At 56.3% G+C, this 13,492-nt stretch carries 11 protein-coding genes; 1 reads left to right on the forward strand and 10 read right to left on the reverse strand.

The genetic code is table 11. The features are described from left to right. Nucleotides 1-27: 27 nt before the first annotated feature. From NJD74_RS07925 to NJD74_RS07970, 10 genes are all read right to left on the reverse strand, one after another. Nucleotides 28-813, reverse strand: coding sequence for an SDR family oxidoreductase (locus tag NJD74_RS07925; RefSeq protein WP_313218108.1), 786 nt, complete (start codon nt 811-813; stop codon nt 28-30). Beyond that, nucleotides 813-2,345, reverse strand: a complete 1,533-nt coding sequence (locus tag NJD74_RS07930; protein ID WP_319623922.1) for an aldehyde dehydrogenase family protein — start codon at nt 2,343-2,345, stop codon at nt 813-815. The genes NJD74_RS07925 and NJD74_RS07930 overlap by 1 nt, the downstream gene beginning before the upstream one ends. Nucleotides 2,346-2,558: 213 nt before the next feature. Then, the gene (gene galE / locus NJD74_RS07935; protein WP_319623923.1) at nt 2,559-3,581 is read right to left on the reverse strand and encodes a UDP-glucose 4-epimerase GalE; all 1,023 of its coding nucleotides are present in this window, start codon (nt 3,579-3,581) and stop codon (nt 2,559-2,561) included. Between the two features lie 30 nt (nt 3,582-3,611). Next, on the reverse strand, nt 3,612-4,763 hold the full coding sequence (locus tag NJD74_RS07940) for a glycosyltransferase family 4 protein (RefSeq protein ID WP_319623924.1): 1,152 nt from the start codon (nt 4,761-4,763) through the stop codon (nt 3,612-3,614). A gap of 46 nt (nt 4,764-4,809) precedes the next feature. Next, the gene (locus NJD74_RS07945) at nt 4,810-5,880 is read right to left on the reverse strand and encodes a glycosyltransferase family 1 protein (RefSeq protein ID WP_319623925.1); all 1,071 of its coding nucleotides are present in this window, start codon (nt 5,878-5,880) and stop codon (nt 4,810-4,812) included. A gap of 99 nt (nt 5,881-5,979) precedes the next feature. Then, entirely contained in the window at nt 5,980-7,239 is a 1,260-nt protein-coding gene (locus tag NJD74_RS07950) for a hypothetical protein (protein ID WP_319623926.1), read from the reverse strand. Nucleotides 7,240-7,271: 32 nt separating this feature from the next. Beyond that, nucleotides 7,272-8,465: a glycosyltransferase family 4 protein gene (locus NJD74_RS07955; RefSeq protein WP_319623927.1), complete on the reverse strand. Its 1,194-nt coding sequence runs from the start codon at nt 8,463-8,465 to the stop codon at nt 7,272-7,274. Between the two features lie 18 nt (nt 8,466-8,483). After that, nucleotides 8,484-9,470, reverse strand: coding sequence for a phosphoribosyltransferase family protein (locus NJD74_RS07960; RefSeq protein WP_319623928.1), 987 nt, complete (start codon nt 9,468-9,470; stop codon nt 8,484-8,486). Between the two features lie 78 nt (nt 9,471-9,548). Further along, complete coding sequence (locus NJD74_RS07965) at nt 9,549-11,027, reverse strand: MOP flippase family protein (RefSeq protein ID WP_319623929.1); 1,479 nt, start codon at nt 11,025-11,027, stop codon at nt 9,549-9,551. 197 nt (nt 11,028-11,224) lie between these two features. Then, a complete protein-coding gene (locus NJD74_RS07970; RefSeq protein ID WP_319623930.1) occupies nt 11,225-12,646 on the reverse strand; it encodes an undecaprenyl-phosphate glucose phosphotransferase in 1,422 nt (473 codons plus the stop codon). A gap of 388 nt (nt 12,647-13,034) precedes the next feature. Here NJD74_RS07970 and NJD74_RS07975 point away from each other — a divergent pair, with 388 nt between their 5' ends. Further along, nucleotides 13,035-13,472: a low molecular weight protein-tyrosine-phosphatase gene (locus NJD74_RS07975; protein WP_319623931.1), complete on the forward strand. Its 438-nt coding sequence runs from the start codon at nt 13,035-13,037 to the stop codon at nt 13,470-13,472. Nucleotides 13,473-13,492 lie beyond the last annotated feature (20 nt).

Raw genomic sequence — 13,492 nt, forward strand, 5'->3', positions numbered from 1 at the left:
GGTTCGATGATAGGGCCAGCGGCGGGTTTATCCCATCAGGACCTGGCCACCATCGACATTCAAGGTGTGCCCGGTGATCCAGCCCGCCAGTGGCGAGCACAGGAACAGCGCGGCGTTGGCGACGGCCGCCGGCTCGCCGAAGCGGCCAAACGGAATCTTCGCCAGGGTGTTTCGATACAGCGCCGGGTCCTGTTCGCGCCGGCGCGCCCACAGCCCGTCCTCGAACTCGATCGAGCCGGGGGCGATGGCGTTGACGCGGATCCGTTGCGGCGCAAGGGCCAGGGCCTGCGAGGTGGTGTAATGCATCAGCGCGGCCTTGGCCGCCGCATACGGTGCGCCACCCGGGCGCGGCTGCTGGGCGGCGATCGAAGCCAGGTTGAGAATGCAGGCATCGCTGGACTGTTGCAGCCAAGGCAGCGCCAGCCGCGAGGCACGCACCGCCGACATCAGGTCGACGTTCAAGCTGGCCTCCCAGCCCGCCTCATCGTCGGCCATGCCATAACCGGTCGCGTTGTTGACCAGCACGTCGATGCCGCCCAAGGCCTGCGCAGCATCGGCCAGCCAACGGCCGATGTCGTCCAGCCGGGAGAGGTCGGCACTGACCGTATGCACGGCCAAGCCGAGCGCCCCGGCATCCTCACGCAGCGCGGCCAGACCGGCCTCACCGCGTGCGCAGACCGAGACGCGGGCGCCTGCCGAAGCAAACGCCAGCGCCATGGCGCGCCCGATGCCCTTGCTGCCACCGGCAATCAGCACCCGGCGCCCGGTGAACTCCAGGCGCGGGCCGGCCGGCAGGTGGGGCACGGGATCCATCACAGGTCGAACTTGATGCCCTGGGCCAGCGGCAGCGAGTCGGAGTAGTTGATGGTGTTGGTCTGGCGGCGCATGTAGACCTTCCAGGCATCCGAGCCGGACTCACGGCCACCGCCAGTGTCCTTCTCGCCGCCGAACGCACCACCGATCTCCGCACCCGAGGTGCCGATGTTGACGTTGGCGATGCCGCAATCCGAACCGGCTGCCGACAGGAAGCGCTCGGCGGTTTTCAGGTTGGTGGTGAAGATCGAGGACGACAGGCCCTGCGGCACGCCGTTCTGCATGTCGATCGCCTCGTCCAGCGTGCTGTACTTCATCACGTACAGGATCGGGGCGAAGGTCTCGTGCTGGACGACCTCGTCGCTGTTCTTCAGGCCGGTCACGATGGCCGGCAGCACGAAGTTGCCGGCGCGGTCGATGCGGGTGCCGCCGGTCTGCACGGTGCCGCCGCTGGCCTTGGCCTTCTCGATCGAGGCCAGGAACTGCTGCACGGCGCCGTCGCTGTTCAGTGGGCCCATCAGGTTGGCCGGATCGGTCGGATCGCCGATCTTGCCTTCCACCTGCTTGTACGCCTTGATCAGTGTGGCCAGCACGTCGTCATGGATGGATTCGTGCACGATCAGCCGGCGCGTGGTGGTGCAGCGCTGGCCCGCAGTACCGACGGCGCCGAACACGATGCCCGGGATCGCCAGCTTCAGATCGGCGGTTTCGTCCAGGATGATCGCGTTGTTGCCGCCCAGTTCCAGCAGGCAGCGGCCCAGACGGTGGGCGACCTTCTCGGCGACCTGGCGGCCCACCTGGGTGGAGCCGGTGAAGCTGATCAGCGGCACGCGCTTGTCGGCCACCATCTTCTGCGACAGCTCGGTGCCGGCATCGTTGATCAGGAAGAACAGGTCCGGGAAGCCACCGTCGCGCAGCGCCTCATTGCAGATGCGCATGGAGGCGATCGCGGTCAGCGGCGTCTTGTTGGACGGCTTCCACAGGCAGATGTCGCCGCAGATCGTGGCCAGGAACGAGTTCCAGGCCCACACCGCGACCGGGAAGTTGAACGCACTGATGATGCCGACCAGGCCCAGCGGCTGGTACTGCTCATACATGCGGTGGCCCGGGCGCTCGGAATGCATGGTGTAGCCATAGAGCATGCGGCTCTGGCCCACGGCGAAATCGGCGATGTCGATCATCTCCTGCACTTCGCCATCGCCCTCGGGCTTGCTCTTGCCCATTTCCAGCGCGACCAGGGAGCCCAGGGCGTCCTTGTTGGCGCGCAGGGCTTCGCCACACAGGCGCACGGCTTCGCCACGGCGCGGTGCCGGGGTCGTGCGCCAGACCTTGAAGGCTTCCTGGGCGCGGGCCACGATGGTTTCGTAGTCGGCGTCGGTGGTCGCGTAGACCTTGGCGATGGCTTCGCCGGTGGTCGGGTTCACCGGGGTAATCACACCGGCATCGGTGGCCGAGGACCACTCGCCGTTGCCAAGGTAGGTGCCAGCGTTGGTCGCGTCGAGGCCGAGGGCCTTGAGCAGGTCAGAGGACATGCAAACTCCTGTTGCGTTGCGTTTGTAAGGCGCTGGCCGCTGGCAGGGTGGGGGGCGGCAAGCTGAACCCCGAATGGTAACAGAGGGGGGCGATGCCTTATCTGGTGGTGCAGCGCACGTCGGGAGCGCCGGCCAGCCTCGCGTCGGCCAGCGCCCCGAATTCATATCTGCATTGTCTCAGAGAGGGTGGCGTCCCGACCGCGCTCCCATGGCTCACGCTGCCTGGATGGAGGCGTCAGCGTGAATGTGATGCGGGGACCATCTCGGCTGATCACGGTGCCAGCGCCACGCACTCTCGATGATCGGCGCCAGCTCGGTCCAACGTGGCGTCCAGCCGAGGAGCTCGCGCGCCTTGTCACTGGACGCTACGAGGCGTGCGGGGTCTCCAGCGCGGCGTGGCGCAACTTCGTACGGGATTGCAACTCCGGATACGGAGGCGGCGGTCGCAATCACGTCGTGGACGGAGAAGCCCTGGCCGTTACCCAGATTGAAAGTGTGTGCACCTTCGTGGCGATCCATGAACCCCAGTGCCAGGGCATGTGCCTGAGCGAGGTCCTGGACGTGGACATAGTCGCGCAGGCAGGTGCCGTCGGCGGTGTCGTAATCGTTGCCGAAGATCTTCAGCGACGGCCCCTGTCCCAGCGCGGCTCTCAGGACGTTCGGGATTAGGTGCGTCTCGCAGGCGTGGGCTTCACCAATGCCATGTTCGGGCAGGGCGCCTGCCGCATTGAAGTACCGCAGGGCCACCGAGCGCAGTCCGTAAGCATGCGCCGCATCTGCCAGGAAACGCTCTGCCATGAGTTTGCTGGCGCCGTAAGGATTGATCGGCGCCTTTGGGTGCTCTTCGTCGATCACGTCTGAAACCGGGTTGCCGAAGACAGCTGCGGTCGACGAAAACACCAGCTTGTTTACCTCGTGACGGCGCATGGCTTCGAGGAGGTTGAGCGTACCGGTGACGTTGTTGGCGTAGTAGGCGTAGGGCTCGGCGACCGACTCGCCCACCAGCGACTTGGCACAGAAGTGCATTACCGCGTCGAAGCTGCGCCCGTGGAAGGCGCTTTCCAACGCGGCTGGATCCAACAGATCCGCCTCGATCAGGTCGCCCCAGCGGATGGCGCCTCTGTGGCCGGTGGAAAGGTTGTCGAGCACGGTGACCGAGTGCCCATGCTCAGCCAGCCATTGAGCCATATGGCTGCCGATGTAGCCGGCACCGCCGCAGATTAGGACTTCACTCATCACTTTTCCCAAGGCAAGATTACAAGACGATCAATGCTCACCGTCCGGCTCCGGTCCAGTTTTGAACGCGCACCAGCGACGTTCCACATAATCACCAAAGCTTGCTCGAAATCGCTCAGTGGAGAAATTTTCTGCGTGAGCCCTGCAAGCCCTAGGAGAGATCCCTTGCGGCAAGGCCTCGAAGCGAGTGACCGCGTCAACAATTGATTCTGTCGTTTGTTCGGCGAACCAAATTCCTGTGGCTTTAGATGAGTCGGAGCTAGCCCTGACCGTTTCTAGCGATCCGCCTTTACCATATGCAATGACCGGAGTTCCACAAGCTTGAGCCTCGACCGGAGTAATTCCAAAGTCCTCCTCCGCAGCAAAAACGAATGCGCGCGCCCTTTGCATGTAGTGTTTTAGCTCTGCAAACGGCCTGTATCCGAGCAGGCTGATGTTTGGGCCTGCGAGTGACATCAGCTTTGCCAGCTCCGGTCCGTCACCAATCACCACGAGCTTTTTCTCAGTCATCTGAGAAAATGCCCGAATAATAAGATCCATGCGTTTGTATGGGACTAGGCGGGATGCTGCTAGATAGAAATTTTCCTTCTTTTCGCAGTAACTAAATGCCTCTACATCCACGGGTGGATAAATCACATCGGATTCGCGACCATATACCTTGCGAATGCGCCGCTCAATGAAGCGTGAGTTCGCTACGAAGTGGTCCACGCCCGCGGAGGTGCGATAGTCCCAGATGCGTATTTTGTGCAACAACCATTTCGCTACCCAGCCTTTCAGGCCGTGCTGGAGCTTCGATTCGCGTAAGTACTGGTGCTGCAAATCCCACCCGTACCGAATCGGTGAGTGTACATAGCTGATATGTAGCTGGTCGGGACCGGTCAAAACGCCCTTAGCCACAGCATGTGAACTGGATATGATCAGATCATAGGCGGAAAGATCAAGCTGCTCTACGGCGAGGGGCATCAGCGGCAAGTAAGAGCGATAGTGTTTGCTTGCCCCCGGCAGCCTCTGAATGAATGTCCTGGTCGAGATTTTCCCGCCCAGAAGTGCGCGATCTTCGTCCGACAGAAAGTCTACTACGCAGTAGATATCAGCGCTAGGGAACAGATGAATCATCTCAGCAAGCACGCGTTCCGCCCCGGCGTATGATACTAGCCAGTCATGTACTAAAGCGATTTTCATTATTTCACCGGTTGAGAGTGGGGCGGCATCGCGCAAAAATGGGTGGTCAAACTATTCGACTGGCGAGCCCAGCAACCAGTTGAGCAGAACGGTGCCATGAGTAGCGCAAGACATTACTGGTACCTCTTGCAATCAATTCACTGCGTAGCAGCGGGTTGGACGCGACGCGAGTCATGCAATCGGCGATGTCGTCAACATCGTACGGATCGAAATAGCAGGCAGAGTCGCCAAGCGTTTCATCGAATGGCTGTATTCGTGCCGCAAGAACTGGACAGCCGCACGCTTGGGCTTCCAATGGAGGAATTCCAAAACCCTCGTAAAGCGATGGAAATATGAATCCAACCGCATTTGAGTACAGTGACACGAGTTCGTTATCGGTGACGCGGCCCATAAAGATCACGCCTTCCGGTACCTTCTGGGGTCTGGTCGAGGCGAAAACCCCGCTGGCCGAGCCCACGATACGGAGTTCAATGCCGGATTGTTTTGTCAATTTTGAGTAGGCGGCGACTACCCGATCAAAATTCTTGTGAAAAACCGGCGAAGAAACGGCGAGGAAGTACGGGGAATGGGCTTGATCGGACGGCGTAGGTTTGAACTGAGCATCGGTTGCGTTGGGAACAACTATAACTTTAGATTCTGGTATTTTGAAGTGTGAGCAGATCTCGCGCTTGGAAAACGCGCTGACAGTCACTGCGGAGCGAGATCTTCGCAGAAAAAGCGGCGTGATTAGGCGATAGAAAGCTCTAAATTGCGCAGAAAAGCTCGCCGGATATCTAATGTAAGTTATATCATGGTGCGTAACAACCTGATTTCTATAAAGTATTGGTGCGGTATTGCAGAGGTTGATGAGAGTCGGGCTTCCCGCCTCACGTAGATAGCGCGGAAGTGATATCTGCTCCCAAGCGTGCCCAGAGAGGCTGCCAATCCTCTTCAGCGGAAGTCCGTGAGGGGAGGTGGATGTACCTTCATGCGCTCTTGGGGCGACAAACTCCACGGAGGGGAGAATATCTTTCAGATGAAGGCAGATTTGAAGTGCGAAGCGCTGCACCCCTGTTATCGGTTGGTCGATAAAGCGCGCATTCACCACGACGCGACTGTGAGTCGGTCTGTCTAGCATGGGCGAACTTCCTCTTTCGGGCCGAAGCGGCTTTTGATAGAAATCTGGAGCCGGCGACTACTGATTAAAGATAAAGTCATGAGAGGATTTTATGCCTCATCAATTGACTCTTGAGTTGAGCAGTCCCGCCTTTCGTGCAGTAAACTCGTAAATGGTCAACGCTGTTGCCGTAAATAAGAACGTAACTAGTCGGGGGTACGGGAAAAAGTTTGAGCCGAACCAGAATAGGACGCAGAACGCAGTCCAAGGAAACAAGACTACGCCGAACGCAGATCCCTTCCGAAATGATCTCCATGCGAGGCCTGTAAACGCGCCCAGCACAAAGACGTACGGAAACACCCAAAAGCCAATATCTGAGAAAATGTAACCAAATGTTCCGAGCCAAATGTAATCGCGGGACAGGTTGGCCGCTTCCACAGCGGGGAACTCGCTCATCAGTACATCAGTAGCCTCAGGCATGCCTAGCGCCTCGCGCAAATCCAGAACGCCGTGCAGCAGTGGAATGTGAGACAGAAATCTGAATGTATAAGTCCCGGTTCCCCCGTACGGAAGTACTATATCGCCACTAAGTACGGCGCTTAGTCGATTGTATGAGGCAATGGAGTAGCCCATTGCGACTTCCGCAAACTTTAGCTTGTCTGTTGCTCCGCGGAAGTAAGCTAGCACTGAAAACACCAGCACCGTTATCAGGACAAGAAGCAGTCCACTCTTGGCCAGCTTTAGGGCATTGAATCTCTTGCCGCCTTGTGCAAATAGGCTAAATACAACTAGCAGGCCGACGACCCCTGGCATGAGATCATAACGCGCTGCTTTCATGAGTGCTGTCAGCATCGCAAAGCAGGAGGCAAGAATGACTGCTAAAGTCAGCAGTGTCTGTGACTTTCCTGTGGTCCGCTTTCGTTCAAGTGTTCGAAAGAGGGCCCACCAGCAGACAGCAAACAGCAAGGGGAGCGCTTCGGAAAGCCCTCCTGTTGCGTCATAGTCCTTCTTGACCTGGGCGGCATCAGTAAACCACCCCGTGAACATCCAAGGGTTGTTCTTTAGGAGGATGGACAGGGAGAATGCATTTAACGTGACTGCGGCTGCTAGCGGAATCAGAATTGCCGATCGCTTGATGAACCGCGAAGGAGTGGGCGCCCCATCTCTGTGCGGAACAACTGCTAGCCCAAGCCAGAATGCAATAAGGCATCCAACGTAGAAAGTAAGAGCTTGGACATCAATGAATATCAAATTTCTCTCGCGCATGATCGCCTCGTAAGCCTGAGGCGGAAAAACCCAGCATGTCAGGAAAAAGGCGAGTGAAACTACTGACAATGTCCAGGGAGAGAAAAGAAAAACTTCTTTGATGCGCAGTTTCATTTAAGTATCTAATTGATCGGGAGGGTCGTCTATTAGGTTTGCAGAGTGCTTGAGAGTCGTTCGAAGGATCTCAAATATGCGCAAGAGATGAGGTCGGTGGAAAACTCGCGCGACTTCAATAGGGAATTTTTGGACAAGGTCGCATAGTCAAGTTGTGAAATGGCGTACATGGCAGCGGCAATTGAATTCGTCGGTTCTGTGGAAAGTGTGCTAAAGAGTGTTCCTGTTACCCCGTCATTCACTATGTCCACGATCCCGCCAATCCGCGCTGCGACCACGGGAACGGCTTGCGAGTAAGACTCCAAAATAACGCGACCCAGCGGCTCGTTCCAAAGAGAGGGGACTACGAGAAAGTCGATCTGTTGAAGGAACTCTGCAGGAACCTGCCTTCCTACGAAAGAGACGTTGCTGGGTGCTGCCTGTTTCAATGCGGCAACATACTCTTCCTCTCCACTTCCCGCGACAATCAACCTTGCATTTGAATGCGTTTGCATCGCTTGTATGGCTAGCTCAACTCCTTTTGAAGGATCTAGTCGTCCAATGTACCCGAAAGTAACGCAATCACGCCTTACATGTCGGGTCCTAGCCTCAGCGGCCGGCATCGAAATCGAATTATAGATAACTTCTTTAGTGGCGTTTTGGAAGTATCCATTGCGCGAATGTACATCGACCACGTATTTGCTGATGCCAATGAAGTGAGATACTAGAGAGGATGATCGTCTCTTTTGCATGGACCACGTCCGCGCAGAGAGGGTTTTTTCGCTTTGGCTGGCGCCGTTTCGGAAGAGGGTGGAATTTGGATGTAGTAGATAGTAATCTCTCGCGGTATGCGCCACGGGGATACCAAGTTTTGTCGCTGACTCCCAAGCTGAAACCGAGAATCCCGCGAGATTATTGGTGTGTACGACGTCTGGAGAGATGATTTTCAGCAGATCAAAAACATCTTTCCCTGCTCTGCGATTATTAATGTCTCGTAGGTGCCATGCTAATCGCCTGAGGTGGCCTGGCCGAGAGCTTCCGAATGGCCAATACAAGTTGCGCACCGGGACTCTCCAAATAGAGACGCCTCCTTGATCTTCACGAATTACATCGGGCGCGTCGTGAAGTGTGATAATTGACGTATCCACCCCTTTGCTCGCTAGTGATACAGCCAGGGTCTCGACCGATATCTCCGCGCCACCTCTTTCATAAGGCGCGTACAAGTTGTTGATGAGGGTAATTTTCATTGCTGACAATTTGCGCATCTACTGATGAGATCGGAGTGAGTTGAATGCCCTGCTTAGATAATTTTTAATCTTCCTTTGGCTCCTCCGAATGAGGCTTGAGCTAAAGTGCCTCACTTTCGCGGTTGTGGAACGAATACTCATCTGTGGCGTATACAGAAGATTATCCCCTGTGCAGTATACTGGCTTGCCTGTTGCCAGCATGATTTCCTTCGCCTGCTCGGGCTCGCTTTCGATGAATAGAGTCGCTTCAGGGTCGCTCCCATAGATTGATGCTTTGAACTTATGGTGCATGTTCAGTCGCCGCCTTTCCTCCGCAGTGGGTAGGTCAAGCATATGAAGGGTGCGGTATCGAACGCCGTTACGACTTAGCCATTCCTCGGTAGGTTTCCGGTATTTTTCGAGCCTGCTTGTAACGAGGTGTTTGACCTGGGTGGTCGGAATTATCAGGGGTCTTGCATTTTGAACGAAATGCAGATAGTTCCGACCATCATCGTTCTCATCTTCACCAGGGTCCACGCACAGGACTCCGTCAATGTCTAGGCAAGCTTCGCTAAGGCGTGGGTGATGCATGATGTTCCACTCAAACATGCGAGGCTGATTGACCACTTCAAAGTGTTTATCGACGCAAGTCCGATGTGCGCGCTCAGCATAAATCGCAAGTGTGACTACAGTGCCCCCGCGCTCCTTGAATTCAGATAGAAGCTTGATAGCCTCTTTCATCGAGCTGCCAGAGGCTACACTGTCATCGACCAGTAGGATTTTTCTTGCGTCTGCTGGGCGGGAAAGTTTCTTTAGTTTGTAGTTCCGCGTGCTACCTGTTTTCAGTTCATCATTGCGAATGAACGAGTGGATGTCTGTCAGAGGAATGTTCAGTTTCAGCGCAATAATGCTCGCCGGGAGCATGCCGCTGCGAGGTATTCCAACAACAATTTCTGTGTCTTGGGGCACCTCGTGTAGATGCAGGCTGATTGTTCTGGAAAGGTCATCGATACTTCTGTAATTCATAATATGCTATCCGTGTTAGCGCCAGTGCAAGTACGCGCTGAGGCGCCTTCGTTCGCTTAAAGTTGAAATCTAGTCGTTCTACTTAGCTGTCAGGCGGCTTCGCACTGGCTGCATAAGCGGTGCGATTAGTTCGGCCATAGCGGAGATCCATTCTCTATTGAAAATGATGCTCGATAGGAGATAGACGCATCCGCCCACAGATAGGCCCAAGGCAAGTAGAAGCCAGCCCGGTCCATCAACTGCCCACTGGATCGCGAGCCCAGTCCCTACAGCAAAAGCGGTCGATACACATGCCGGAAGCAATGAGTTCACATATTCTCGGAAGGTTGCTCCACATGCTGGTGCAACTAGCACGCGGTAGTGCGGATAAAAAGTTAGGAACTGTATTCCGATCATAGTTATGGCGAGGCCGTGCAGTGATCCGAGTTGGTGCCCCGCATACAGCAGTGGGGGAGTAGCAAAAAGAAGGGCCAGATCCCACCAGAAAGCTAGACGCACGCGTCCTGTTGCATTCAGCAGGCTTCCGACTGGGTTAGCGGTCGAGCGCAGTAGTGCCCAACCAGCAAAAATTCTCATGAAGGATGCAGACTCCTCCCACTGTGGTCCGAGAGCAATTGCCACGATTTCTTCGGGCCATAGCATCAGCGCACTATAGATGGGAAAGTTAATCGATGACGTCATTCGCATCGTTTTTAGGTAGATTGATTTCAGCGCGCTCTTGTCGGACTGCATTTTTGCCATTACTGGCAGCCCAACGCGTGTGACAATCGGGTTGACTAAGGTGTTGGCTAGTCGAAGGGTCAAGTCCCGCGGAACCGTATAGATTCCCATCGCAGTAGAGCCGGTTAAGGACGCGCCGATGAGTACGTCCGCCTGCATCTGGACGCTGATGAGGAGAGTGTCTCCGAGTCGATATGACCCGAAAGCCAAGTGTTTCTTTACATCGCTCAACTCGAAATGAAAGTAGGGTCGAAGGCCATTCGATAAGAACGTCCAGGAAAGGGCACTGCTTATCGCGGATGATGCAAGTATTGCTGCAATAAGCGAGTAAACCCCTCCGTCAAGTGCGGCCGTTGTGACTGCGACGACGAATCCACAAACTCCGGCAGCCACCTCAATTGCAGCGAGCCTCTGAAACTTAAGCTCTTTTTCCGCAATCACACGAAACTGCTGACCTAGAGCATTAAGTGGCATGGCGATGCTCAGCGTAATCATCGCTGGCAGGACACTTGGTTCATCATAGATCTGCGACATTGGCCATGCCGAAACCATTACCACTGCCATCATGGAAATGGATCCGCCGAGATTCAGCCAAAAGAGCGATGAGGCGACCTTACGACTTGGATCCGGGAAGTGGATCAAGGCGTTTGAAAGCCCCAGGTCTATTAAGAGAGAGAGCACTCCGTATGTCGCCATCACGATGGCCATCAGGCCGAAGTCTGAGGGGGTAAGGAGGCGCGCGAGGAGAAGGGTCTGGCCGAGTTGCAATGCCGCTCGCAGGATCAGTGATGCGGATGTCCACCGCCCTGCAGAAAAAGCACTTTTACGTAGATTCACGCCGGGCCCCTGATGAGGTGTCTTTTTTCACAAGCACCTTTGCTTTTTTCGGTTGACACCCTTAGCGGCTTCGGCGGAGGATGCAGTAGAGTGCCTGCCCTTTGACGCGGGCGGGTTCACGTCCGCTTACGATAGATGCATAGGCTGGTTCTAACGTTGCTCTAAGGCAATTAGGGGTCGCGTCGCATTTGGGTATCTCAATAAGCATTCTTGTGCACGAAGCCCTTAAAGAGGGTCAGGAAAATGATCTTGATATCGAGCCAGAACGACCAGTTCTCGATGTAGAAGAGATCGCACTCAATTCGCTTGTGCAGATCGGTGGATCCGCGCCAGCCATTGATCTGGGCCCATCCCGTGATGCCAGCTTTCACCATGTGCTTTTTCATGTAAGCCGGGATTTCGTTCTTGAATTTGTGCACGAAGATCGGGCGTTCAGGCCTAGGGCCTACGATAGACATGTCTCCCAGCAGAACATTAATGAATTGGGGAAGTTCATCGAGGCTTGTCTTTCGAAGGAATGCGCCGGTTCGGGTGGCGCGACTCTCGCCGGCTTTCGCCCACACGGCGCCTGAAGCTGTCTCCGCGTCGACTGGCATTGAGCGAAACTTCAGCATCCAGAAGGTCTTGTTGTTCCAGCTCATGCGCTCCTGCCGGTAGAAAACCGGTCCGGGTGAGCTGAGCTTGACCGCGGCCGCAATGGCAAGCATAAGTGGAGAGATCATCAACAAGATAATTCCAGCCAGTGCGCGGTCCTCAATAGCTTTGAGCAGCCGTGCTCCACCTTGGAGGGGTGTCTGCTGAAGGTTGATGACTGGTAGGCCGGCAACCTGCTCGACGGAGTGGTTGAGCAGGTGAACCCCGAACATGTCCGGGACGAACTTGATATCCGCAGTGGAATGCTGAAGCTGGTTCAGGGCAACTGAGATGTGCGCCTCATCACGCATGGGGAGGGCGATCCAGACTTGATCGATATGATTGGCTTCGACATATGCCCCAAGGTGGGTGATGTCACCCAGAGGTGATGCGCCCTCAACCGTTCCGCGGTCTGAGGGGGTCGTGAACCAGCCGCAGACATCGATTCCGACCCATGGGTTCTGCCGGAGCGTATCTGCAATGTGCTGAGAATCCGGATTTGCGCCGACGATCACAGCGCTGCGAACGTCCATCCCCCGCGCCCGGACCCAAGCAGCAACCGCGCGAGCCATGACCCGCATGCCGACTACTCCAGCCAGGCTCAAGCCAAACCAGAAGGCCAGCCAGAGGCGGGATAGCTCGTCGGTGAGTTGCACGGCGGTTGAGTAGGCGAGGACCCCGCCAAAGATCACTACCCACTTGAGCAGCAATTGGACGGACTCGGCGAAGAGACCTCTACCGCGCCAACTCCCATAGAGCGAAGAGGTTCCAAGCACCAGCAGGCCAAACAGGAGCGTGATGGATATCAGTCGCCCGTAGTTCATCGGCATGGTGAGGTCGCCGAACCGCAACTCGTAGGCCGCCAACGCACCGATCACGAGAATCGCCGGGTCACCAACTCTGAGAATGAGGGCCAGCGCAGCTGTGAACTTGTTGCCCGAAGCGTTCGACAGCCCGGATTGTCCCCGGATAGATAAATACAACATTGATGATCTCTTCCCTGTAGGAAATCTGCGCATCCAGCGATTGCGCAAGCCGTCCCTCTGGTGCCAGGAGTGGCGCGGCGCAGCAGATTCTGTGACACCTGTTACAATTTATCATACCATGATAACAGACCGTTCACGTCACCGTAGCTCGGTGCGGGGCATGGCGTAGGATAGGCGGCTTCCCATCGAGATGCTGTGCTCTGCGCCTCGTAACATGGATCACGGGTGTCTCTTTCGGCGGAGAGGTGCTTTCTTCCTGCGCTCCCGAAGGTGATCGCGACTGAGGGATGAAGAGTCCATCGTGTACACTGTTGGGCTTGGTCAGCAAATCTTCAGCCTCGGCGACAACGTTGTTGGGATGTCAGAAAGATGAATAGGTGGGGTAGTCGTGTTTAAGAAGGTGCTGTTCGTCTGCATTGGCAACATCTGCCGAAGTCCGACCGCCGAAATCCTGATGCGCCACGAGCTGCGCGATCGCGAAGGAGTCGAGGTCACATCTGCGGGGCTTCAGGCCCTCGTCGGCAAGCCGATAGATGCCACGGCGGGCCAATTGCTGCATGAGGAAGGGCACGCGTCTGATGGCCATCGTGGCCGATTGGCGACGCCATCGGTGCTGTGCGCGGCTGATCTGATTCTTGTCATGGAGCAGGCTCACGCGGTGAGAATCGCGCGTGACGTTCCTCAGGTGAGCGGCAAGACCTTTCTGCTCGGGCGCTGGGACAAGATGGAGATTCCTGATCCCTACCGCCAGCAGCGCATCGCGTTTGAGCACGTCTATGGGCTGATCAAGCAGGGCGTGTCTCGCTGGTCCGCTCACATCAAGTAATCGCCGCACTGGTGCGGTCT

Origin of the sequence: Stenotrophomonas sp. RG-453, from assembly GCF_033843685.1 — a bacterium.
Classification (GTDB): Bacteria; Pseudomonadota; Gammaproteobacteria; order Xanthomonadales; family Xanthomonadaceae; genus Stenotrophomonas; species Stenotrophomonas bentonitica_A.